This window comes from Halopseudomonas maritima (genome assembly GCF_021545785.1).
Lineage (GTDB): Bacteria > Pseudomonadota > Gammaproteobacteria > Pseudomonadales > Pseudomonadaceae > Halopseudomonas > Halopseudomonas maritima.
Genome location: NZ_CP079801.1, coordinates 603,431 through 626,487 on the forward strand (window position 1 = coordinate 603,431; position 23,057 = coordinate 626,487).

The window sequence follows — 23,057 nt, forward strand, 5'->3', positions numbered from 1 at the left end:
GCAGGATCAGTCATGCAGCTCGCTGCGGCTGACACCAAAGGGCTCGGGATCGCCCCGCCCTTCGCGCAGCACTTCAACCTCGCCATCGAGCAGGCTGATCACCGTGGTGGGCTCTACCATGCAGGCGCCACCGTCGATAATCAGCTCAATTTGCTTGCCCAGGCGATCGCGGATTTGCTCGGGGTCGGTGAGTGGCAGGTTGTCGCCGGGCAACATCAAGGTCACGCTGAGCAGCGGCTCGCCCAGCGCCTCCAGCAGATCCAGCGTGATCTGGTGATCAGGCACGCGCAGGCCGATGGTGCGGCGTTTGGGGTGCAGCAGCAGCCGAGGCACCTCGGTGGTGGCGTTGAGAATAAAGGTGTAGGGGCCGGGGGTGGTCGCCTTCAGCAGACGAAAGGTGGTGTTGTCGACCTTGGCATAGACACCCAGCTCAGACAGGTCACGACACACCAGGGTGAAGTTGTGCTTGTCATCGAGCTGGCGCAGGCGCCGAATGCGCTCCAGTGCGTTCTTGTTGCCAAGCTGACAGCCCAGCGCGTAGGCCGAATCGGTGGGATAAGCCACCACCCCGCCCTGGCGGATAACATCGGCGGCCTGACGAATCAGCCGTGCCTGCGGGTTTTGCGGGTGAATCTGGAAGAACTGGCTCATCGAACTCTGTCCATGCTTTTTGTAAAGTCTAGCTCAGGGAAACAAACTGGTCTGCCAGACCGGCGTGCAGTCTGGCGGCAATGCGGTCATTCGGCCCAGTGCCGTCCAGGGTGATGCCGGGTTGTGAAAATCACTCCCGCAACTGGCAAGAAAACCGAACTCAACCGCCAGCTTGCCCAGATAGGCCACCTGGTCGACCGGCTGCTTGCCATTGACCACCTCAATGCCGCGGCCACCGGCAGCGGCAAACTGGCGCAGCAGGGCGCGCAACTTGCTGCGTGTCAGGCCGTAATGCCAGGGGTGCGCCACCACCGCCATGCCGCCAGCGCCACGCAGCTGCTCAACCACCTCTTCCAGCGTCGGCCAGTGCTGGCGAATATCGCCCAGCTTGCCCGCGCCCAGCCACTTGCGAAACGCCTCACCGTGGTCACGCACATAGCCGGCCTGCACCATCCACTCAGCAAAGTGCGGACGCCCTGGGGGCTGCGACACATCGCCGCCGGCCGCCCGCTGCGCCGCCACCGCGCCGTCAAAGGCGCCGGGCATGCGCTTGCCGGCCAGTCGCTCGCTAATCTGCTCGGCCCGCCGCCAGCGCCCGTCACGTACTGCTGCCAGAGCCTCTGTCAGCACCGGCGCGTCAGGGTCAAAGCCGTATCCGAGGATATGCAGGGTATGCCCAAACCATTGCGCGGACATCTCGACACCGCTCACCCACTGCACGCCCAGGCTGCGCGCGGTCTCGGCCGCTTCGGGCAGGCCATCAATGCAGTCATGATCGGTCAGCGCAACCATCCCCACCCCTGCCTCGGCCACACGTCGCATCAGCTCGGCCGGCGCCAGGCTGCCATCGGAGGCGGTACTGTGCATGTGCAGGTCAACAATCAAAGGCATTCTCCCAAAACAGATAACCACTCAAGGCGCTAACAACGCAGGCAGGGCATACGCGCCAACTTGACGCGCTGGCGGGGCTTTCGCCTATTATGCCGCCTGAGCCACCACAAGCCCATGCCCGGCCCCTCGGCCCGGCCGTTGCCAACCACCGCGTCACTGGACAGTCACGCAGCAAGGACATTTCATGCTCTACGCCATCATGGCTACAGACAAACCTGACAGCCTGAGCGACCGCCTGGCCGCCCGCCCCGACCACCTCGCCCGCTTGCAGCAGCTGCAAGACCAGGGTCGCCTGCTACTGGCTGGCCCGCACCCGGCCGTCGACAGCAACGACCCGGGCAGCGCCGGCTTTACCGGCAGCCTGGTGGTCGCCGAGTTTCCATCGCTGCAGGACGCGCAGCGCTGGGCCGAGGCAGACCCCTATGTGGCAGCCGGGGTCTATGAGCAAGTCAGCATCAAACCCTTCAAACGCGTTTTCCCGACCTGAGCAAGGAGGCAATCATGTTCCGTTCGTTGATCTGCGCCAGCCTGCTCGGCAGCGCCCTGCTGGTCACCCTGCCAGCCATCGCGCAGGAAACCACAGCGCCCACAACACAGCCCCAGCAAAACACCCAACAACAGGACATCGGCACCCTGCAGGCCGAGCTGGCCCGGGTTGAAGCCGAGCGCCAGCGCCTGGCCGACCAGCTCGACAGCGGCGCCCAGGACGCGCGAGTAGAACAGCTGGAAAGCGACAATCAGCAACTGCGCAACGACAACCAGGCAGCCCGTCTGGATGCCCAAGCTCGACTCATAGCCCAGCAGCAACGCTGGTTTCTGATCGGCGGCCTGAGCGTGGCGATCAGCGTGCTGCTGGGTTTTGTGCTTGCTCGCATGGGTCGCCAGAAGCGTCGCGAATGGCTGAACTGACACCCGTCCTGATCATCGATGACGACCAGGAGCTCTGCGAGCTGCTGCGCGACTGGTTGGCCACCGAACGCTTTACACTAACTGCCGCCCACGACGGCCCCAGCGGCCTCGCCGCTGCCCGCGCCGACAACTACGCCGCGATTATCCTGGATGTCATGCTGCCCGGCATGAACGGCCTGGAGATCCTCCGCGAGCTACGCCAACACTGCCAAACACCGCTATTGATGCTGAGCGCCCGTGGCGAGCCGGTGGACCGTATCTTGGGGTTGGAGCTGGGCGCTGACGACTATCTTGCCAAACCCTGCGACCCGCGCGAGCTAGTCGCCAGGCTGCGGGCGCTGCTGCGACGCAGCCAACCCAGCGCCGATGCTGGCAGCGAAGAGCTGAGCCACGGCAACCTACGCCTGGACACTGGCAACCTGATGGCCTGGCAAGACGACGAGCCACTGCAGTTGACGCAAAGTGAAGCGCTGATCCTCCGTGCGTTGATGGCGCGACCCGGGCAGGTTGTCGACCGCCAGACGCTGTCACGCGAGGCGCTGGGCAAGCCACTTGGCAGCTACGACCGCAGCCTCGACATGCATATCAGCAACCTGCGACGCAAACTCGGCCCGCACCCGGAGGGGCGCCCGCGGATTCAGTCCATTCGCGGGCGTGGCTACCTGCTTGGCACTTGAACAGTAAGTAGTGCGCTCAGGCTATTTACACAACCTTTACCAACCCCATGCCGCCGCTGACATAGCAATCTCTAGACTCTGCAGGCAATGAGCGGATTCCCCGGTCAGACACCAACGGAGAATGACCCATGAAAAAGACACTGATTGCTGCCACCGTGCTGCTGACCACCGGCCTGTGCGGCGCCGTAATAGCGGGTTCCAGCCACGACAACCCGCCGCCGCGCGAGCGTGGCTTCGAGCGTATGGCTGACGAGCTGCAACTGAGCGATGAGCAAAAAGCGCAGCTGGAACAGATTCGCGAAGAAGAGCACGAAAAACTCAAAACCCTGCGCGAAGAGAGCAAGGCACGTTTCGACGCCGTGCTGACCGCTGAGCAGCGGCAGAAAATGGAAGAGCTGCATGAACAGCGCCGCGAGCGCATGGAAGAACGCCGCGCAGGCCGTGAGGGCCGAGAGCACCACAAGCGATGCGAAGACAGCACCAACTAAAACAGGAAACACCCCATGCGGCTATTCTGGAAAGTCTTTGCAGTACTCTGGCTGGCAACCCTGCTGGTCGGTGGTTCAGGCTTTCTGGTCAGCCGCACCCTGCAGCAGGACTGGCTCCTGCTGCAGCTCAATCCCGAGTTGCGCGACTTTGCCGAGCAACTGGTCAACACCTACGAGCAGGACGGTCCTCGCCAGGCACAACGCTGGCTGGAGCAGCAGCGGCGCACCGATGATCTGCGCGCGCATCTGTTCGACGAAGCCGGCAACCTGCTGCTGCCTGGCACGCTGCCGGCAATTCCACGATTTGCCCCTGGACCAGGCCCGGAGCAGGCGCGTCGGGGTGAGGGCCCCGGCCGCGGGCGGCTATTCCAATTGGCCTGGGATACCGACAAGGCCAGCTACTTCGTCACTCTTCACGTTCCCCCACCCGCGCTCTGGAAAACCCAGCGCGCACCGGTTGCCCTGATTCTCAATGTCAGCCTGGCGATGGCGCTGCTGGCACTGCTTAGCCTGGTACTCAGCCGCTACCTGACCCGTCCGTTGCGGCAACTCGGCAGCGCCGCACAGGCGCTGGCCAAGGGGCGCTTCAGCGCCGGCAGCCTGCAGCAAACCAGTCAGCGGCGCGACGAGATCGGCGAGCTGGCACAACGCTTTGAAAGCATGGCCGAGCAGGTCCAATCACTGCTCGACAGCCAGCAGCAGTTGCTGCGCGATGTTTCCCACGAACTGCGCTCCCCGCTGGCCCGCTTACGGGTCGGCCTGGCGCTGGGCAGCCAGCGCGACCTGAGCGCGGATGATCCACTGTGGCAGCGGCTGGACCGCGAGTGCGACCGCCTCGACCGGCTGATCGACGGTATTCTGACCCTGAGTCGGCTGGACAGCCAGCGCGAACCGGCCACCGCGTTTGCGCTGGACCCACTGGTTCATCAGGTAGTGGACGACAGTCGCTTTGCTGCGGCCGACCTGCAGCTTGAGCTGTCAGGCCAAAGCGACCTGCGCCTGAACGGCTGGCCCGACCAGTTGCAGGCTGCACTCGACAACCTGCTACGCAACGCCGTGCGCTTCAGCCCCGCCGACGGCCAGATCACGATTGAGCTATCCGGTGACGCGCACGGCGCCCAGATCCGCATTGATGATCAGGGCCAGGGAGTACCGGATGAGTGGCTTCCACGCCTGAGTGAACCCTTTGTACGGGTGCCCGGGCAATCTGCCGACAGCGGTTATGGCCTGGGCCTGACCATTGCCCAGCGCGCCATTGCCCGCCACGGCGGTAGCCTGACCTTCGCCCGCAACAGCGCCGGCGGTCTGCGCGTAGTCGTCAAGCTGCCCAAAAGCGCCAGCAACTAAGCGACCCGTTCAGGCGGCAGGCCAGGCCCTGAAAAAACGCGTGACGTCCAGTTCCGGCGGGGTCCTGGGCTCTCCGACGGGCTGACCGACATACAGAAACGCCAAGATCTGCTCGTTGTCGGCCAGCCCCAACTCCTCGTGTACCAGCGGGTGATAGGCCAAGGCGCCGGTACGCCAGACCGCGCCCAACCCCATCGCATGGGCCGCCAGCAGCATATTATTGACGGCTGCACCGCAGGCGAGATCCTGCTCGATGGTCGGCACCTTGGGGTGCTCCTGATGACAGCTGATTGCCACAATCACCAAAGGCGCGCGCAGCGGCAACCCTTGAAAGCGAGCCAGCGCATCGGCCGACAAATCCGGCGTATCGGCCAAGGCAGCACGCGCAAACACCTCGCCCAGCGCGTTCAGCCCGGCGCCCTCGACAACCAAAAAACGCCAGGGCCGCAAGTAGGCATGATCAGGCGCACGCAGGGCGGCGCGGAACAGCACCTGCTGCTGCGCAGCGCTGGGCGCAGGACCGGTCAGGCGCGTTACGGAAGTCCGCTGGTGCAGGGCTGTCAGGGCATCCACTGGCGTTATTTCTCCTGAAAATCGACATCATTGCCATTGAGCACCTGGTCGCGGTACTGCCCCGGTGGCAGCCCGAACCAGCGCTTGAAGGCGCGAAAAAAGTTGCTCGGATCAGCAAACCCCAACATGCAGGCAATCTCGAACAACGTGAGCTGCGGTTGACCGAGATACTGCAGCGCCAGTTCCCGCCGCGTGCGCTCAAGCAACTGCTGGAAGCTCACGCCCTCATCCTGCAAGCGGCGCTGCAGGGTGCGCGTGCTCATATTCATGGCCTCGGCTACCGCCTGGCGCTTGGGCTCGCCTTGAGGCAAAAGGCGGCAGAGCGCCTGGCGGGTCTGGTGGGTCACCGGGTCAGCCTCAAAGCGCGCAAGAAACTCGCCAGCACAGCGGTCATGCAGCTTGGACAGATGTTCATTCGCTGTCGCCAGAGGCGCTTCCATTAACTGACGGGAGAAAATCAGGCTGTGCGCCGGCGCATCAAACTGCAGCGGGCACTGAAAAAGCTCCAGGTAGGGCGTCGGGTCAGCAGGTTCAGGGCAGACGAAGGTGGCTTGCAGCGGCTGCAATGGGCTCGCGGTCATCCAGCGGCAGAACGCCAGCGCGTAGGCCATGGCCGCCTCGACACTTTGCCGCGCGGCAGGCAGCCGATCGCCATGAATGGCAAACTGCAGTCGACACTGGTCGGGCTCGAGCTGCAGCATGACGTCGGCCGACTCACCAATCAGGCGCTGGTAGCGCACCACCCGATTGAAGCCTTCCAGCAGGGTCCGACTGCTCATCAGCGAGTAGCCCACCACGCTGAAATGCCCGGGCCTTACTACCTGCGCCATGTGCAAGCCGATGGCCGGATTAGCGCTGCGCTCGACCGCGAGATGCCAGACACGGGTCATGCCATCCTGGGCAACGCGCGCATCCGGATCGACCAACAACGCCGGGTCCAGCCCCGCCAGGGTAAAGAGTTCGGCAATATCCAACCCCTCGACGGCCAGTGCATGCCCAATGGCCGAGGCCCAGCCTGATGAGGTGGTCCGTTGCACTTGCAACATGCTGTTTTACACCCTGTTCCCTAATATTATTTGATGAGGTTGCGTCACGTGACCGGCAGCAGTCACTGCTCCCCTGGCCCCATTGATTGCGTCGTGCTCGGCGGCTGATCATAGACTAAAGTACAGCTGAAACAAAAACCCCCGCAGCGCCACGCGCCGAGGAGTCCGCCATGAACCCTGTCGCCAACTCGCATTCATTCAACAGCTTCGCCGAGTTTTATCCCTACTATCTGAGCGAACATCAAAATGACAGCTGTCGCCGCCTGCACTATGCCGGCAGCACCCTGGTGGTTCTTCTGCTGGTCTATGTTCTACTCAGCCAGGCTTGGCTATGGCTTCTGGCCCTGCCGTTGGTCGGCTACGGCTTTGCCTGGGTGGGCCACTTCTTTTTCGAGCACAATAAGCCTGCGACCTTTAAGTACCCGCTCTACAGCCTGATGGGTGACTGGGTCATGTTGCGCGATGCGCTGACCGGCCGAATCCGCTTCTGAAACGGACTGTCAGCGGCACGACAGTCACTTGTGCAGACAGCCTCTATGATGCGCTGACAGCCTGACGCACAAACAAAAAAAGAGGAATGCAACCATGGGTGAACAACGCGCACAGTTTCGTGCCATGCAGGAAGGCACCGCTGAAGACTGGGGCATTATCTCCAGCCATTTCGGCCCCTTCGCCAAGGAACTGCCGGGGCGAATCATCAAACACCTGCAACTACTGGACGGTGACTTTGGCGGTTTCCCCATCGACCGTCTCCAACATTCGCTACAAACCGCGACTCGCGCCCACCGTGATGGCCGCGACGAGGAATACGTGATCTGCGCGCTGCTGCACGACATCGGCGACACGCTGGGCACCTATAACCACCCGGACATCGCGGCGGCAATCCTGAAGCCCTTTGTCAGCCCGGAAAACCTGTGGATGGTCGAAAAGCACGGCGTGTTCCAGGGCTACTATTTCTTCCATCACCTGGGCATGGATCGGCACCTGCGCGATCAGTTCAAGGATCACCCGCTGTATCAGTACACCGCAGAGTTTTGCGCCAAGTACGATGCCCCGGCCTTTGATCCGGATTATGAAAGCGAGCCGCTTGAGTTTTTCGAACCCATGCTCAAGCGCCTGTTCGAGCGACCGCGCAACAGCATCTACAAAACCGAGTAAGGCAACGCCCCATCGCCGTCCGTGAGCGCTCAAAGGTGCAGATGCCCCTTTGAGCGCTCGCGCAATGGCCACAGCTATTCTCCCCTCCCGCCGTTAATGCCACCAGCCCGCGCCGTGCAAAACCGAAACATGGCCTCCCGGCGACAAGCAAACCAAACGGCAATCGTCCTACTGTCCGTCGACTGATCACGCCGTTGAGACCACCGGCAATTGTCGCACCAAAGCCCAAGCCCTATGATGCTCAGTCATACGACTTGACCGGGTGCCTGCCCGCCAAGGCCGTCTCAGCCACGGAATTGCCCGAACATGACGATCGACACCCGCATTGCGCCCGTCAAACCCCCGCTTGACGGCTACTACTCCCGTATCATCGCCTACCTGTGCGTAGCTCTAACTTTCAGCGCCTTGCTGGTCGAGAACGGCCACCGCCTGAGCTACCTCATCACCATTGTGTATGCGCTGGCCTACCCGCAGTTGGCCCAGTACCTGCCAGCCAAGCTGCCACGCTTGCCGCACCTGCCCCAGAGACTCAGCCTGCTGGCACTGGATGCGCTACACACCGGGGTGTTTATCGCGTTACTGGGCTTCAACTACGTGCCCAGCATCGTGTTTTTGCTGCTGCTTGGGCTGTCCTGCCTGATTGCCGGGGGGCCGGCTTACCTTACCGCCGGCTGGCTGCTGGCACTGGCCGGTGTGCTGCTGGGCGCAGCCGCCTTCACGCCGGAGGTCAGCTTGCATAGCACACCACTGGTTACTCTGGTCAGTCTGCTGAGCGGCGCTTTGTTCGTTCTGATCATGGCCGCTTTTGTCCACCGCCAGGGACGCCGACTGGAAGAGGCGCAGCAGCAGATCCAGCGCGAGCAGGAGAAAACCGCGCGCCTGGCGGCCAACCTGTCGAAATACCTGTCGCCACAGGTGTGGGAATCGATCTTCTCGGGCAAGCGCACCGTCGAGCTGGAAACCCGGCGCAAGAAACTCACCGTGTTTTTCTCGGATATCCGCGGCTTTACCGAGCTGGCAGAAGAGCTGGAAGCAGAAGCTCTGACTGATCTGCTGAACAACTACCTGGATGAAATGTCGCGCATCGCCCTGCAATACGGCGGCACCATCGACAAATTCGTCGGTGATTGCGTCATGGTGTTCTTTGGCGACCCGAAAACCCAAGGTGCCAAGCAGGACGCCGAGGCAGCGGTTTCCATGGCCATCGCCATGCGCAAGCACATGAAAGTTCTGCGCCAGCAATGGCGCAGTCGAGGCATCAAGAAGCCGCTGGAAATACGCATGGGCCTGACTACCGGTTACTGCACGGTGGGCAACTTTGGCGCTGCCACACGCATGGACTACACCATCATCGGCCGCGAGGTGAACCTTGCCAGCCGGCTGGAAAGCGCCGCCGACGCAGGCGAAATACTGATCTCCCACGAAACCTATTCGCTGGTCAAAGACCTGATCATGTGCCGCGACAAGGGGCAGATCAGCGTGAAAGGCTTTACCCGGCCGGTGCAGATATATCAGGTGGTTGGGCTACGCCGCGAGCTGGGCGCGGCGCCCAGCTTCCTCGAGCGCGAGCTGTCCGGCTTTTCGATGTACCTGGACACCAACCACGTGCGCAATTACGACAAGGACGAGATCATCAAGGCACTGGAGCAGGCGGCGCGCAAGCTGCGTGACAAGGTCATCGTCTAGGGTCTGTTGACGTTTCCTTCATCCGCCGCCGGTTTACGCCAACGGCGCAGCAGGCAACCGCCTCAGGCGGCGCTACCCTCCAGCGCGTCAGCCACCGGCTGCAGCGCGCTGGCCTCTGCCTCGTCCCAGCGATACAACTCGATCCGCCCGTCATGGTGCTCAATCAACGCCGTGCAGGATTCGACCCAATCACCACAGTTGAGGTAGTCGATGCCGTTTACCTCACGAATTTCAGCGTGGTGGATATGCCCACAGACCACGCCCTCATAGCCTCGTTTGGCGCACTCATGGGCCAGCGCCTCTTCAAACTCGCTAATAAAGTTGACGGCTTTTTTGACTCGGTGCTTGAGATAGGCTGACAACGACCAGTAGCCGTAACCAAAACGCGAACGCCAGTGATTGAGCCAGCGGTTGAGTACCAGGCTGAACTCGTAGGCGTAGTCACCCAGAAACGCCAGCCAGCGGTGGCAGCGCGTAATCACGTCAAACTGGTCACCGTGGATCACCAGCAGACGCCGACCATCCTGGCACTGGTGCACAGCCTCATCCACCAACTCGATATTGCCCAGCAGCAAGGTCGAATAACGGCGCAGGAATTCGTCATGATTGCCGGTGACATAGGTCACCCGCGTGCCACGCTTGCTCATGGTCAGCACGCGGCGCAGCACATTGGTATGCGCCTGCGGCCAATAAATGCCCTTGCGCAAGCGCCAGCCGTCGATAATATCGCCGACCAGATACAGCTGGTCGCAGTCATAGGATTTAAGAAAGGTTGCCAGCTTGTCGGCCTGACAGCCCCGCGTACCGAGGTGCAGGTCCGAAATCCACAGGGTTCTGACGCGCTGCTTGTGTTCTTTGGGCAAAGACACGGCGGTATTCATGCGGCTGTCCTCCTTGAGACGTTAGGAAAACCGTACCCCCCCGTAGTGACTGCCGCATGGCAGAAAAATGACGGAAAGATGACCGCAGGAACCCGCCGCAGCACGGCGCTGCTTCATATACAATGGCGCCTTTGCCCATCGCCCTCCGCTGCCCGGACCTGCTTCATGTTGAAACGCCTGCTGCCGCTGCTATTGCTGATCATCTCCGGCTGGACCCTTGCCGAGCCGCTACGCACCGGGTTGGTACTGTCCGGCGGAGGCGCCCGGGGCCTGGCCCACATTGGCGTACTCAAGCAGCTGGAAGAGATGAATATCCCTATCCATGCGATTGCCGGCACCAGCATGGGGGCGGTGATTGGCGGCCTCTACGCCGCAGGCTACAGTGCCGATGAGCTGGAGGCGCTGGCGCTGGAGCTGGACTGGCAGGAGACCCTGAGCGACACCCCGCAACGCGAAGCTATCCCTTTCCGCCGCAAGCAGGATGACCGTGATTTTCTGGTCAAGCAGCGCCTGACCTTCAAAGATGGCGAACTCAGCTTCCCGCTTGGCCTGCTGCAGGGGCAAAACATGGGCGTGGTGCTGGAAAGCCTGTTGGTGCACACCAACGAAATCGACAACTTTGACCGTCTGCCCATTCCCTTCCGCGCGGTGGCCACCGATATTGCCACCGGCGAGGCCGTGGTGTTCGACCACGGCCACCTACCGCTGGCGATTCGCGCCAGCCTGGCTCTGCCCGGTTTCTTTGCGCCGATTGAGGTCAACGGGCGGTTACTGGTGGACGGCGTGCTCAGCAAGAACGTGCCAATCGACGTGGCCCGCTCTATGGGCGTGGACCGGGTGATTGTGGTGGACATCGGCACGCCGCTCAAATCCGCTGGCGAGCTGACCTCGGTGCTCGACATCATGGACCAGACCACAACCCTGCTGACACGTGCCAACACCGAGCGTCAACTAGCCACCCTGACCAGCGCCGACCTGCTATTGCAACCCGCGCTGGGCGATATGGGTTTCAGCAGCTTTGACGAGATCCATCAGGCCATCGACGCAGGCGCCAGCAGCCTGGCCAACGCCAACGGCGTGTTGGCATTTGTCGCACCACAAGGCAGCAACGCGGGCGGCAGTCTTGCCAGTATCCGGCCCCAGCGACAGGCGATCATTCACGCCATTGAGGTCGACAACAGCGGCAAGGTGGCCGACGAGGTGGTACTGGGCATGATTCGTCAGGAAATCGGCAAACCGCTCAACCTGTCACGCCTGCAGACCGACATGGGCACCATCTATGGCACCGACTATTTCAGCCGCGTCACCTACGAAGTGGTTCACGAAGAAGGCCGCAACACCCTGCTGGTACACACCGCTGGCCGCCGCACGGGCACCAACTACCTGCGCCTGGGCCTCAATCTGGTGGATGACTTTGAAGGCGACAGCCAGTACAACCTGGGTGCCAGCTTCCGAGTCAACGGTCTCAACCCGCTGGGCGCGGAATGGTTGACGCGCCTGCAGATCGGCTCGGATCAGGAGCTTTACACAGAGTTCTATCAACCACTGGACTACGGCTCGCGCTACTTTGTAGCCCCCTTCATCGATGCCGAAGCGCGTAACCTGGAGGTGATCGACGACAACGAGCCCGTCGTTGCCTACCGTCAGAAGCGCTATGGCGCGGGTTTGAATATCGGGCGCCAAATTGCCAACAGCGGCGAGGTGCGCTTCGGCCTGTCGCGCTACCGAGGCAACTCGCGGGTACGGATCGGCGACCCGGCACTACCGTCCATCGACTTCGATGAAGCCTTCTACTCAATCGAGATTGACCGCGACACCCTGGATAACGTCAACTTCCCGCGCTCCGGCGATGAAGCGCTGATCAGCTGGCGGCAGTCCGAACCCACCCTGGGTGCGGACGAGCGCTACCAGCAGATCGAGCTGATGGCGAATAAAGCCTTTGGTGTGGGCCCGAACAGCTGGCAGATTGGCGCCTTTCTTGGCCGCACCGACAGCGACGTGAATGTGGCCCAGAGCAGTTTTGTACTCGGCGGACCCGGCTGGTTCTCCGGCTTCCGCCAGGATGCGCTGGCCGGGCAAAACTATCAGCTGGGCCGTCTGGTCTACTATCGCCGGCTAACCCCCAGTTATCTCAACGCCGTCAGTTTGCCGCTCTACCTGGGCGCCAGCCTGGAATACGGCCGGGTTTACAACCGTGACGACACCGACTTTGACACCGGTTACTTCGGCGCCGGCAGCCTGCTGCTGGGCATGGACACCCTGCTCGGCCCGCTGTTCTTTGGGTTGGGTGCCAACGAGGAAGGCTATGAGGCGCTGTATATGAAGCTGGGGCAAACCTTCTGAGGTGGGCCTGACGGCGGCGGGGAGATCAGCTAGCCGCTGATCTCCTGCACCAACGCCGCCCGGATGCAGTGCAGCACGCCCTCTTCAACCGGCTCCTCCAGCTCACGGGCCACGGTGCGCACACCAGGCAGCTCGTCGCCATCGTGATTGAGGAAGTGATCCTGAATGCGCTCAAGCTGGGCCGGGCCGATATCAATGGCCTGTTCCAGTGACAGATTGCCCGTGCTGATGCCCTGCGCCAATTGGCCATAGACCTTGCGCAGCGGCTGGCCGAGCTGCGCGGCAGCCTGCTCGGCGGTCATGCCGGCCAGCACCAGCGCCAGCGCCTCGTGGGATTCACGCGCCTCGGTATCAGCCTGGGCACCCTCGGCCCCCAGCACCTGCAGAAAGTCTGCGCCGTAACGCTCCAACTTATGCGAGCCAACACCGCTGACCAGTGACATATCCTGCAGCGTGGTAGGTCGTTGACGCAGCATGTCGACCAGGGTGCTGTCCGGGAAGATCACATAGGGCGGCACGCCATGGGCGTCTGCCAGCTGCTTACGCCGCGCCCGCAACGCCTCCCACAGCTCGCGATCGGCGTCGGCAATCACCGGCTTGTTGCTGCTGCGACCGCCGCTGCTGGTTGGCTTGCTGACATCACGGCGCAACTGCAGGCTTTGCTCACCGCGCAACAGGGCGCGGCAGCTTTCGGCCAGGCGCAGGCTGCCATAGCCGTCCAGATCAATCTCTACCAGCGACCTGGCAATCAGTTGCCGGAACACCGAGCGCCACTCGTTCTCACCCAAGCCCTTGCCGATGCCCCAGGTCGACAGGTGCTGGTGCCCGGCGTTGCGAATCTTCTCGTTGTCACGACCTAGCAAGATGTCGATCAGATGACCAACGCCATAGCGCTGACCGCTGCGGTACACCGTGGACAGCGCCATCCGCGCGGCTTCGCTGCCATCCCAGGTATCGACTGGCTCAACACAGTTATCACAGTTACCGCAGGGCTCTGACAGGGTTTCACCAAAGTAGCCCAGCAAGGTCTGCCGACGACAGCTGGTCAGCTCGCACAACGCCAGCATGGCGTCGAGCTTGTGCCGCTCTATTCGTTTGTGGCGCTCATCGCCTTCGGAGCCGGCCATGATCTGGTTAAGCATCAGCACGTCCTGCAGGCCGTAGGCCATCCAGGCATCGGCAGGCAGGCCGTCGCGCCCTGCCCGGCCCGTCTCCTGGTAATACGCCTCCACACTCTTGGGCAGGTCCAGGTGCGCGACAAAGCGCACGTTGGACTTGTCGATGCCCATGCCAAAGGCAATGGTCGCGACCATGATCAGCCCTTCCTCATTGAGAAAGCGCTTCTGGTGGGTTGCTCGCAGCTCTGCCGGCAGACCCGCGTGATAGGGCAGCGCCGGCCAACCCTGATCACACAGCCAGGCGGCGGTGTCTTCTACCTTGCGGCGCGAGAGGCAGTAGACAATCCCCGCGTTGCCCCGGTGCTCGCGCAAAAAGCCCTGCAACTGCTGGCGGGGTTTGTCCTTCGGGACGATGCGGTAAAAAATGTTCGGTCGATCGAAGCCGGAGACAAAGCAGGCGGCGTGTTCCAGCTTCAGGCGCTGCATCATTTCGCCACGGGTACGCTCATCGGCGGTGGCGGTCAGCGCCATGCGCGGCACACCCGGAAACTGCTCGGCCAGCTGGCCCAACTGCAGGTATTCCGGACGGAAGTCATGCCCCCACTGGGAGACGCAGTGCGCCTCGTCGATGGCGAACAGAGCGATCTCCAGCGACTGCAAGAAGGCGATGGTGCGCGGCTTGAGCAGACGCTCCGGCGCCAGATAGAGAAACTCCAGCTCGCCGGCGCGCATCTGCCGAGCGATCTCGCGCTGAGCATCTTCACTGAGCGTGGAGTTGAGCGCGGCGGCGCGCAGGCCCAGTTCGTTGAGCGTGGCAACCTGATCGTCCATCAATGCAATCAGCGGTGACACCACCACTGTCAGCCCCTGACGCAGCAGCCCCGGCACCTGGTAGCACAGCGACTTGCCGCCGCCAGTCGGCATCAGCACCAACGCATCGCCGCCACGGGCTACCTGATCGATGATATCGGCCTGCTGACCACGGAACTCACCGTAGCCAAACACGTCTTTCAGTTGCTGCAGGGCTTGCTCGCGCATGGGTCTCCTTGCTCACGCCGGATGATTCAGCGGCCGCAGAGTATAACGTCTTTGGCAATTGGCCGGGGCATGCGTAAAATGCCGGGACAATTGATAGAGAGGTGTCCCCATGTCCTTTACCGACCAGCTCCAGCGCCTGCAAGCATTCCTGGACGCCGACGACCTGCACGACGAAGCGCTGGACTACATGGCCGCCTGCGGCTATCTCACCGCCCTGGCGATCAGCCCCGAGGTGGTAGAGGACGCGGAAATGCTCGCCGAGCTGTTTGCCGAGACGCCCGATTATGCAGACGACGCGCAGCAGGCAGCCATTGAAGGCACGCTGCTGGAGCTCAAAACGCGCATCGCCCGTGAGCTGGCCAGCGACGAAGACCTGGAACTGCCGTGCGAGCTGACGCTGGGTGACGAGCCGGACTACTCCGACCTGCGCAGCTGGTGCATCGGCTTTATGGAAGGCGTTTTCCTACGCGAGGAAGCCTGGTTCAGCAATGATGAAGAGCTGGTCAGCGAGTTGTTGCTGCCCATCATGGTTGGCTCGGGGCTGTTTGCCGATCAGCCCGAATTTGCCGAAATCCATGAAGACGAAGACATGGTAGAGGATATGGCTGAGCACATTCCCCAGGTACTGACCCAACTCTTCCTGCTGTTCAACGCGCCAGAAGAGAAGCAGAAGCCGGCGCTGATCACCAAGCGCCGCTAACAAAGATCAGGCGACCGACTGGCGGCCTTCCCCGGCCGCCAGCCAGCGCTCCAACAACGCCAGCACATCCGCCTCCGGGCGATAGCCGGTACTCAGCAGCGCCAGCTGGCCGTCACGCTCGCCAAACAGAATCGGCAGCTCGGCCAACCCCAAGCCCTCGACCCACTGCAAGTCCCGCTCCAGCCGCTCGGCACTGGCCGGGGCATCAAAGCGCTCGGCAAACACCCCGGCGTCGTATCCGGTTGCCTCGGCCACTGCGACCAGCACCGCCGTTTGCGTCACATCCTGCCCTGCCACATAAAACGCTTCTTGCAACGCCCGGGCGAAGGCCCAGCCAAGCGCCGGGTCAAGCTCACGCGCCACAATCAGCGCACGGCTGGCGGGCCGGGTGTCGTAGACCAGGGTGGCGGGTAGCGCCTGCGGATCACCAAAGGGTTGGCCACTGAGGCTGGCGACCGCCTGCCAGTGCGCGGCCAGCGCCTGACGCGAGTGCTGATCCAGCGGCGCGCCATGGTTGGCGCGCAAGCTGGCGGGCATCAAATGCAAGTGCAGATCAGGCCAGCGCTGGCGGATACGATCAAGCAGCGGCGCCATCCCCCAGCACCAGGAACACATGGGGTCCATGACGTGGATAAGGCGCTGCTGCATCGGTGCATCTCCTGCGGTGGTCAGTCGTCCCGGTGGGCGTTGGGTGAGGCGAGGGTCTGTTGACGTTTCGTTCGCCCGCCTGCCGGAGGCCATTTTTTGGCCAGGCAAGGCGGAGGAAGCGCAGTGTAGTCGCTCTACATAAGCGACCGACAACGCAGCATGGCCAAAAAATGGCCCCGGCCCTGAGGGTTGCGCCTGTAAAGCCGCCACTCGGCGTCACTCGTCACTTATTTGGAGTGACCAAACTACGCTCCTCGCTCCTTGATTGGCGGCTTTACAGGCAGCAACAGGCTGGCGAACGAAACGTCAACAGACCCTACCTAGCGGGTTTGCCGATAGGATGCGGCTCGTTGCGGCGTTTGGCCAGTTCAATCTGCCGCTGACGTTCCTCGGCGCGCTGGCGGGTCTTCTCCGGCAAGCTGTCGTAGCAGTGCGGGCAGCTGATGCCCTCAGCGTACTGGCTTGACGCCTTGTCCTCAGCCGAGACCGGGTGGCGGCAAGCGTGGCACTGATCGAAGGAGCCCGGTGCCAGATCGTGCCGCACGGTCACGCGGTTATCGAACACAAAGCACTCGCCATTCCACATCGACTCTTCGGCCGGCACATCCTCAAAATACTTGAGAATGCCGCCCTTGAGGTGAAACACCTCACCAAAGCCTTCCTCAAGCATATAGCTGGACGCCTTTTCGCAACGGATGCCGCCGGTACAAAACATTGCCACCTTTTTGTGACGTTTTGGGTCAAAGTGCTCGCGCACGTACTCGGGGAACTCACGAAAGGTCTTGGTTTGCGGGTCGATGGCACCCTCAAAGGTACCAATTGACACCTCATAGTCGTTGCGGGTGTCGATCAGCAGTACCTCCGGGTCGCTGATCAGCGCATTCCAGTCCTTGGCGTCGACATAGGTGCCTACCTTGCGCGTTGGCGAGACACCCTCAACGCCCAGGGTGACGATTTCCTTCTTCAGCTTGACCTTGGTGCGGTAGAACGGAATCTCGTCGCAAAAGGACTCCTTGTACTCCAGATCACTCAGGCGGTCGTCACTGCGCAGCCAGTCCAGCACCGCTGCCATGCCCGCCTGGGGGCCGGCGATAGTGCCGTTGATGCCTTCTTCGGCCAGCAGCAGAGTGCCTTTCACGCCGTTGGCGGTCATCACGTCCAGCAGGGGCTGGCGCAGGGCTTGATAGTCATCCAGACGGACGAACTTGTAGAGTGCCACAACAACAATTGCAGACATGCATACCTCTTCTTCAGTGGGCGCCCGCGTAAAGGGCGTACCGTTGGGGGCGGCGATTCTAGCAAAAAATGGGGGGGTTCGAGAAATGGGGACGTTGTGGAGGCAAGGAAAGAAGCCCACTGGCTGGACGTTCCCACAAGCATGCTCAGCTAGACCTGACGATTGTGCCATTCGCCTGGTCAGCCTTTCGCCTTTACGGCGAGCCAAGGGGGGGCTGCTTGCCCAGCCCCCCTTAGCGATCCCCCGGGGCACCCGGCTACGCGGCCCTTCGGGTCCGCTGCGTTGCTCGCCCGCGTAAACGGGACTGGATTCCGTGCACACTCCACCCTAGCTGATCATTCCCACGCTCCGCGTGGGAATGTCTGTCAGGAGGCTCCGCGTCCGGCTAGAGTGATGGCAGAAGCTAAAATCAGGCCAAGCCCATCAACCGCGCTTGCTGCCACCCAGACAATTGGGCGAGTCTGGCGCCTGTTGGCGTTGCTGCCATTCCTCTGCCGTGTAGGTGTGCAGCGCCAGGGCATGAATACGCTGCATCAGTTCACCTAGGGCGCGATACACCGCTTGGTGTCGTTTCACGGCGTTCAACCCGGCAAAATCCTCGCTGACGATGACCGCCTTGAAATGCGATTCCGAGCCCGGCGGCACGCTATGCATGTAGCTTTCGTTGATCAGTTCCAGATGACTGGGCTGCAGCGCCTGCAGCGCTTGGTGCAGGGCTTCCTGGGTCGTCGACATGGCTGTCTCCTGTGGCGGTTTCACGGTCCGCTAGTCTAACTCAGGAACCGGCCGGTGGTGGCGTGACGCTCAGGCGGCGCAGGCGACGTTGGCGCAAATTCTGAATCAGGCTGGGCGCCAGCGCGATCAGCGCCGAGCCCAACACCACCAGCAGCGCGCCTACATAAGCGAGATTGTTGAGCACTTCAGGTTCGATCAGGCCGGGCCAGAGCATCGCGCCCAAGGCCACCATGGAGAAGGTGAACAGCGGTGTTGTGGTCACCGTTGCACTAACCCGCGACGCCTCCCAATGCGCCAGCGCCTCGGCAAAGGCGCCGTAGGCCACCAGCGTATTCAGGCAGCAGCCCAGCAGCAGCCAGGCCTGCAGGCTGGACAATTGCAAGACTTGCGCAGGACTGGCCAGCGGCCAGATCAGCAGCGCGCAAGACAAGTAGATGACCATCATGACCGTAACCGACGACCAGACCGTCAGCAGCTGCTTCTGCGCCAAGCCGTAGAGCGCCCAGCTAAAGGCCGATGCCAGCGCGATCAGAATGCCCAGGGTGTAACTGCTCATCTGCGACAGCAGCTCAGCCAGTCGCTGGTTGAAGAACAGCACAAAGCCCGGCAGCAGCACCAGCAACCCCAACACCTGCCCCAGGCCAAAGCGCTCACGAAACACCAGCATACTGCCCAGCATCAGCATTACCGGCGCCGTCTGGATAATCAGCTGCATAGTGCCGGCAGACAGGCGATTCAGCGCCATCAGATACAGCACGTAATTGAAGGCCAGCCCCAGAATGGCCACCACCAGCAGCCCGCGATTGCGCCCCGACAGGGCCGTAATAGAGGGCAAACGCCGCTTGGCGGCCAGCCAGCAGAACAGCACCAGCCCGGCACTGAGCAGGCGATACCAGGTCACGGTGTAAGGGTCCATAACCTGCAGCACCTGCTTGAGCATGATCGGCAGTACGCCCCACAGCAAGGTGGTGGTCAACGCCAATAGAAAACCATAGAGCCAGCGCCCGGAGGAGACGTGCATGGGGAAAACTCAAGGAAGGGAGAACAAGAGCCCCATTGTAGAAAGACGCTGCAATCATCGACAGTGACAGTTTGCAACGGCAACTGTACCGGTCAGCTACTTTCCTCTTCGCCCGTCACCCGGCGCCACACCCGCCGCTGTTCGTCGGGCTCGACCCGGTAACGTGCCCAGCGCACAAACTCACTGACCCGGCAGATGCCATTGCCACCCTCACCAGCGCCCTTAACGATACGGTAGCGCACCCGCCCTGCTCGGCCTGGCCGGTTGACCACCTGCTGCACTTCGCGCACGGACCAGTTGCGTCCAGGCAAACCGTTGCTGTAATAGGCACCGGTCACCAGGTCTGCAGCGGCTACCCCCTTGCTTTGCGCGTTGTTGTTGGCCAGCTCGACCAGACGCAACAGATCGTCAAAGTCGATATCCATATAGGCATTCATCTGCTTCAGCGCGTGCTCAAAGTCTTCCGGGGCAATGCCTGGCGCGCGAGACACCTGATGACGCACCAACGGCAGCGGGTAGCGTCGCCCCTCAAACAGCGCATTGAAGGCTACGGCAAAGAGCACGATAACCAGCACATCGAGCAGAATCGGGTACACCACGAAGGCAAACCCGGCCTGGGTGATCTGCGGCCCACCCAACACCACAATCATCGCTGTCGCACTGCCAGGCGGATGCAGGCAGCGGGCATACATCATGATGACCACGCTGCCGCCCACCGCCAGCGCGGCCAGCCAGAAGCCGGGCGGCAGCCACTGCACGCAGGCCACGCCAAAAGCAGCTGACAACACGTGCCCACCAATCACCGACCAGGGTTGTGACAGCGTGCCGTGGGGCATGGCAAACACCAGCACCGCGCTGGCACCCATGGACCCGGTCACCCAGAGCGCTGCCTCGGCCATCACCAGATGGGTAACCCCATACAGCAAAATCAGCGCGAGCGTCGTGCCGAGCGCAGACACCAGCTTTTCCCGGTGACTAGTGCTGTCAGGCCGCCAGCCCAAAAAGCGCAGCCCCCTGCGAAACCACCGCACGCGAATCACCCGCAATCCCTCTCCCTTCCAGTTAGGCCGACATGATACCTGACGCACCCTTGTGGCTACCTATCACAGACAGGCTTGGCTGCTATGCTAGGGGCTGTTACTGATCGGAGCCCCCTCATGACCGACCTCGCCGACCGCCCACTGACCCAAGGCCAGCCCATTCTCAGCCTCACTGAGGTACGCCAGCAGCTGGATGCCCTGCCCCACTGGACACTGAACGAACAAGCCGCTGTACCGCGTATTGAAAGGGTATACCGGTTTGCCGACTTTGCTCAGGCACTGGCCTTTGTCAATCAGGTCGGCGCGCTGGCCGAGGCCCAGAATCACCACCCGGCCCTGCTACTGGAGTGGGGCAAGGTCAGCGCCAGCTGGTGGAGCCACGACGCTGGCGGCGTGCACACCAACGATCTGACCATGGCGGCACGCACCGAGCGCCTCTTTCAGCAAACCTGATCAGCGCAGTTCATCGCGTGTTGCTGTGCTAATCCACATTCTTGTAGCCAATTTGTCTAACACTGTCACATCCCTGGCATCGACGGCGCCCTGCAGCGTGCTATAAAGAGGATTGGGTGCTGGCAATAGCCTCCACCACCGGTGCCACCTCTCACCAAGAGCAGGCACCCCAAGGTGCTCACAAGGCGCCGATCCAATAAAAACAAGAAGGCGTACGCCATGAAACCGTTTTACAAGGCCAAGTGGTCCACCGTGGCCCTGGTTGTACTGGCCACCTGGCTGTTGCTGATTTTGCCCAATCTGGGTTGATGCCCGGATACAATGGCGCCCATGCCCAGCTGCCCGGAGCCATTGTGAGCCACACCCCAGTTGAATCAGCCGACCTGACCTGGATGGACGGCGATCAGCCGTTCTCTACCCGCTTTGCCGATGTCTATTTCTCACGCGATAGCGGCCTGGACGAAACCCGACATGTCTTTCTGCAGCACAACCAGCTGGCCGAGCGCTGGCGCGCGTTGTCTGCTGGCGAACACTTCTGTATTGCAGAGACCGGCTTTGGCACCGGCCTGAACTTCCTTGCGGCCTGGCAGCGCTGGGACGCCTGCGCGCCACCGGATACCTACCTGCATTTTGTCAGCACTGAAAAGTACCCCCTCAGCCGGACAGACCTGCAACGTGCACTGACCATCTGGCCAGAACTGCGCACCTACGCCGATGAGTTGCTCGCCCAGTATCGAGACCTGACTGCCGGCTGGCAGCATTTTTCGCTAGGCGCTGGCCGCATCACCCTGACGCTGCTGATTGGCGACCTGTTCGACACCCTGCCGCAGCTCGATGCGCCAGTCGACGCCTGGTTTCTTGACGGCTTTGCACCGGCACGCAATCCGCAAATGTGGCAGCCCGCGCTCTACCAGCGCATGGCCGAGCTGTCTCGCCCGGGCGCTACCGTTGCCACCTTCACCAGTGTTGGCGACGTTAGACGGGGTCTGCAGGCTGCCGGCTTCGCCATGCGCAAGGTGAAAGGCTATGGCCGCAAACGCGAGATGCTTTGCGGGCAGCTGGAACAGTCGCCGCAGAAGGCCTGGCAGGCGCCCTGGTTTGCCCGACCGGGCAGCGCCGCTGATCGTCGGGCGGTGGTGATTGGCGGCGGCCTGGCCGGCGCCTGCAGCGCCCATGCGCTGGCCCGGCGCGGCTGGCAAGTGACGCTGCTGGAGCGCCAGGCCGAGATAGCACAGGCCGCGTCTGGCAACCCCCAGGGCATCCTGTACTGCAAGCTGTCACCCCATCACCCGCCGCTGTCGCGCTTTGTGCAAAGCAGCTATCAGTACAGTCTGCGCCTGCTGGCACGGGCCTTGCCAGAAGGTCCGGACAGCTGGCAACAGTGCGGCGTGCTGCAACTGGGCGGTGACGCGCGCGAACAGCAACGACAACAGGGGCTCGCCAGTCAGGGCTATCCAACAAGTTTTCTGCAGGCCCTCAATGCCTCCCAAGCGAGCACCACCGCCGGTGTGGCTATCGAGCACCCAGGGCTGTGGTTTCCCGGCGGCGGCTGGGTCAGCCCGCCAACCCTGTGCCGGACATTGCTGCAGCACCCGCTGATCGAGGTAAAAACCCACAGCCAGGCGCTGCAGCTGCAACGCGTCGACACCCAATGGAAGGTGCTAGACCCGCAGGGTGAAACACTGGCCTGCGCTGCCTGCGTGGTCCTCTGTACCGCACAGGACACAGGAGCTTTCAGCCAGAGCACGCACCTGCCACTTAAGGCCATTCGCGGACAAATCACCCACCTGCCAGCCACCAGCGAGAGCGCCACCCTGCGCACCGTGCTGTGCGCCGATGGCTATATCTCGCCCAACCGCGAGGGCACGCATCACCTAGGGGCCAGCTTTCGCTTTGACCGCCTGGATCTGGAGCCAAGCGGCGAAGAGGACCAGCACAATCTGCAGTTGCTGGAAAAACTGTCGCCAGCGCTGCATCAGGTGCTGCAGCAGGCGCCAATCAGCGGTGCCCGCGTGGGCCTGCGCTGCACCAGCCCCGACTACCTGCCACTGATCGGCCCGCTGGCAGCCGCCAATGACTTTGCGCGCGACTACGCCATCCTCGGCAAGGACGCCTCTGCCCGACCGGATAGCCCCGCGCCCTGGCATGACGGGCTCTACGTCAACATCGCCCACGGCTCACGCGGCCTGATCAGTGCGCCGTTGAGCGGCGAGCTGCTGGCCGCCTGGATGGGCAACGAGCCACTACCGCTGCCGCGGGAACTGGCCGAAGCCGTGCACCCGTCGCGTTTTCTGCTGCGACAGCTGGTGCGCCAGAATGCCACCGACCGTCCGAAAGCCCGGCGCCGGCAGGGTGGCTGATACGGCCTTGTGCTAGCATCCAGAACAGCGCTGCCGGAAAGCAAAAAATACAATGGA

The 23,057-nt window shown here is 62.3% G+C and carries 23 protein-coding genes; 12 read left to right on the forward strand and 11 right to left on the reverse strand.

The genetic code is table 11. The features are described 5' to 3' along the window. Positions 1-6: 6 nt before the first annotated feature. On the reverse strand, positions 7-651 hold the full coding sequence (locus HV822_RS02720) for an L-threonylcarbamoyladenylate synthase (protein WP_238872131.1): 645 nt from the start codon (positions 649-651) through the stop codon (positions 7-9). Positions 652-684: 33 nt separating this feature from the next. Further along, positions 685-1,536, reverse strand: coding sequence for a PHP domain-containing protein (locus tag HV822_RS02725; protein WP_238872132.1), 852 nt, complete (start codon positions 1,534-1,536; stop codon positions 685-687). 190 nt (positions 1,537-1,726) lie between these two features. On the opposite strand from HV822_RS02725, the gene HV822_RS02730 reads away from it, so the two are divergent. From HV822_RS02730 to HV822_RS02750, 5 genes are all read left to right on the forward strand, one after another. Continuing rightward, complete coding sequence (locus tag HV822_RS02730) at positions 1,727-2,029, forward strand: YciI family protein (protein ID WP_238872133.1); 303 nt, start codon at positions 1,727-1,729, stop codon at positions 2,027-2,029. Positions 2,030-2,043: 14 nt separating this feature from the next. Further along, positions 2,044-2,451 carry a hypothetical protein gene (locus HV822_RS02735; protein WP_238872134.1) on the forward strand — a complete coding sequence of 136 codons (408 nt, stop codon included), beginning with the start codon at positions 2,044-2,046 and terminating at the stop codon, positions 2,449-2,451. Continuing rightward, positions 2,448-3,128 carry a response regulator gene (locus HV822_RS02740; protein WP_238873673.1) on the forward strand — a complete coding sequence of 227 codons (681 nt, stop codon included), beginning with the start codon at positions 2,448-2,450 and terminating at the stop codon, positions 3,126-3,128. The genes HV822_RS02735 and HV822_RS02740 overlap by 4 nt, the downstream gene beginning before the upstream one ends. A 128-nt stretch (positions 3,129-3,256) precedes the next feature. Continuing rightward, positions 3,257-3,616, forward strand: a complete 360-nt coding sequence (locus tag HV822_RS02745) for a Spy/CpxP family protein refolding chaperone (protein WP_238872135.1) — start codon at positions 3,257-3,259, stop codon at positions 3,614-3,616. Between the two features lie 15 nt (positions 3,617-3,631). Beyond that, a complete protein-coding gene (locus HV822_RS02750) occupies positions 3,632-4,963 on the forward strand; it encodes a HAMP domain-containing sensor histidine kinase (RefSeq protein WP_238872136.1) in 1,332 nt (443 codons plus the stop codon). A gap of 9 nt (positions 4,964-4,972) precedes the next feature. Here HV822_RS02750 and HV822_RS02755 read toward each other — a convergent pair whose 3' ends face one another. After that, the gene (locus HV822_RS02755; protein WP_238872137.1) at positions 4,973-5,536 is read right to left on the reverse strand and encodes a nitroreductase family protein; all 564 of its coding nucleotides are present in this window, start codon (positions 5,534-5,536) and stop codon (positions 4,973-4,975) included. Between the two features lie 5 nt (positions 5,537-5,541). Further along, positions 5,542-6,582 carry an AraC family transcriptional regulator gene (locus tag HV822_RS02760; protein WP_238872138.1) on the reverse strand — a complete coding sequence of 347 codons (1,041 nt, stop codon included), beginning with the start codon at positions 6,580-6,582 and terminating at the stop codon, positions 5,542-5,544. 170 nt (positions 6,583-6,752) lie between these two features. Between HV822_RS02760 and HV822_RS02765 the strand changes: the two genes are divergently transcribed. From HV822_RS02765 to HV822_RS02775, 3 genes are all read left to right on the forward strand, one after another. Beyond that, positions 6,753-7,073: an Mpo1-like protein gene (locus HV822_RS02765; RefSeq protein ID WP_238872139.1), complete on the forward strand. Its 321-nt coding sequence runs from the start codon at positions 6,753-6,755 to the stop codon at positions 7,071-7,073. A 94-nt stretch (positions 7,074-7,167) separates the two neighbouring features. After that, the gene (locus tag HV822_RS02770; RefSeq protein WP_238872140.1) at positions 7,168-7,740 is read left to right on the forward strand and encodes an HD domain-containing protein; all 573 of its coding nucleotides are present in this window, start codon (positions 7,168-7,170) and stop codon (positions 7,738-7,740) included. A gap of 306 nt (positions 7,741-8,046) precedes the next feature. Then, the gene (locus HV822_RS02775) at positions 8,047-9,426 is read left to right on the forward strand and encodes an adenylate/guanylate cyclase domain-containing protein (RefSeq protein ID WP_238872141.1); all 1,380 of its coding nucleotides are present in this window, start codon (positions 8,047-8,049) and stop codon (positions 9,424-9,426) included. A gap of 62 nt (positions 9,427-9,488) precedes the next feature. On the opposite strand, the gene HV822_RS02780 is transcribed toward HV822_RS02775, so the two are convergent. Then, positions 9,489-10,307, reverse strand: coding sequence for a UDP-2,3-diacylglucosamine diphosphatase (locus HV822_RS02780; protein ID WP_238872142.1), 819 nt, complete (start codon positions 10,305-10,307; stop codon positions 9,489-9,491). Positions 10,308-10,475: 168 nt separating this feature from the next. On the opposite strand from HV822_RS02780, the gene HV822_RS02785 reads away from it, so the two are divergent. Then, positions 10,476-12,650 (forward strand): patatin-like phospholipase family protein, encoded by a 2,175-nt coding sequence (locus tag HV822_RS02785; protein ID WP_238873674.1) that lies wholly within the window; start codon positions 10,476-10,478, stop codon positions 12,648-12,650. Between the two features lie 29 nt (positions 12,651-12,679). On the opposite strand, the gene recQ is transcribed toward HV822_RS02785, so the two are convergent. Beyond that, entirely contained in the window at positions 12,680-14,806 is a 2,127-nt protein-coding gene (gene recQ, locus HV822_RS02790; RefSeq protein WP_238872143.1) for a DNA helicase RecQ, read from the reverse strand. A gap of 109 nt (positions 14,807-14,915) precedes the next feature. On the opposite strand from recQ, the gene HV822_RS02795 reads away from it, so the two are divergent. Then, positions 14,916-15,506, forward strand: coding sequence for a UPF0149 family protein (locus tag HV822_RS02795; RefSeq protein WP_238872144.1), 591 nt, complete (start codon positions 14,916-14,918; stop codon positions 15,504-15,506). 6 nt (positions 15,507-15,512) lie between these two features. Here HV822_RS02795 and HV822_RS02800 read toward each other — a convergent pair whose 3' ends face one another. The 5 genes from HV822_RS02800 to HV822_RS02820 form a co-directional block, all read right to left on the reverse strand. Continuing rightward, positions 15,513-16,154 (reverse strand): DsbA family protein, encoded by a 642-nt coding sequence (locus HV822_RS02800; RefSeq protein ID WP_238872146.1) that lies wholly within the window; start codon positions 16,152-16,154, stop codon positions 15,513-15,515. A gap of 316 nt (positions 16,155-16,470) precedes the next feature. Beyond that, positions 16,471-17,391 carry an oxygen-dependent tRNA uridine(34) hydroxylase TrhO gene (gene trhO, locus HV822_RS02805; RefSeq protein WP_238872148.1) on the reverse strand — a complete coding sequence of 307 codons (921 nt, stop codon included), beginning with the start codon at positions 17,389-17,391 and terminating at the stop codon, positions 16,471-16,473. A 423-nt stretch (positions 17,392-17,814) separates the two neighbouring features. Next, on the reverse strand, positions 17,815-18,126 hold the full coding sequence (locus HV822_RS02810) for a BolA family protein (RefSeq protein ID WP_238872150.1): 312 nt from the start codon (positions 18,124-18,126) through the stop codon (positions 17,815-17,817). A 40-nt stretch (positions 18,127-18,166) separates the two neighbouring features. Beyond that, complete coding sequence (locus HV822_RS02815; RefSeq protein ID WP_238872152.1) at positions 18,167-19,147, reverse strand: DMT family transporter; 981 nt, start codon at positions 19,145-19,147, stop codon at positions 18,167-18,169. Positions 19,148-19,239: 92 nt separating this feature from the next. Then, positions 19,240-20,106, reverse strand: a complete 867-nt coding sequence (locus HV822_RS02820; RefSeq protein WP_238872154.1) for an HPP family protein — start codon at positions 20,104-20,106, stop codon at positions 19,240-19,242. Between the two features lie 198 nt (positions 20,107-20,304). Here HV822_RS02820 and HV822_RS02825 point away from each other — a divergent pair, with 198 nt between their 5' ends. Beyond that, complete coding sequence (locus tag HV822_RS02825) at positions 20,305-20,640, forward strand: 4a-hydroxytetrahydrobiopterin dehydratase (protein ID WP_238872156.1); 336 nt, start codon at positions 20,305-20,307, stop codon at positions 20,638-20,640. A gap of 392 nt (positions 20,641-21,032) precedes the next feature. Further along, complete coding sequence (gene mnmC / locus HV822_RS02830; RefSeq protein ID WP_238873675.1) at positions 21,033-23,000, forward strand: bifunctional tRNA (5-methylaminomethyl-2-thiouridine)(34)-methyltransferase MnmD/FAD-dependent 5-carboxymethylaminomethyl-2-thiouridine(34) oxidoreductase MnmC; 1,968 nt, start codon at positions 21,033-21,035, stop codon at positions 22,998-23,000. Positions 23,001-23,057 lie beyond the last annotated feature (57 nt).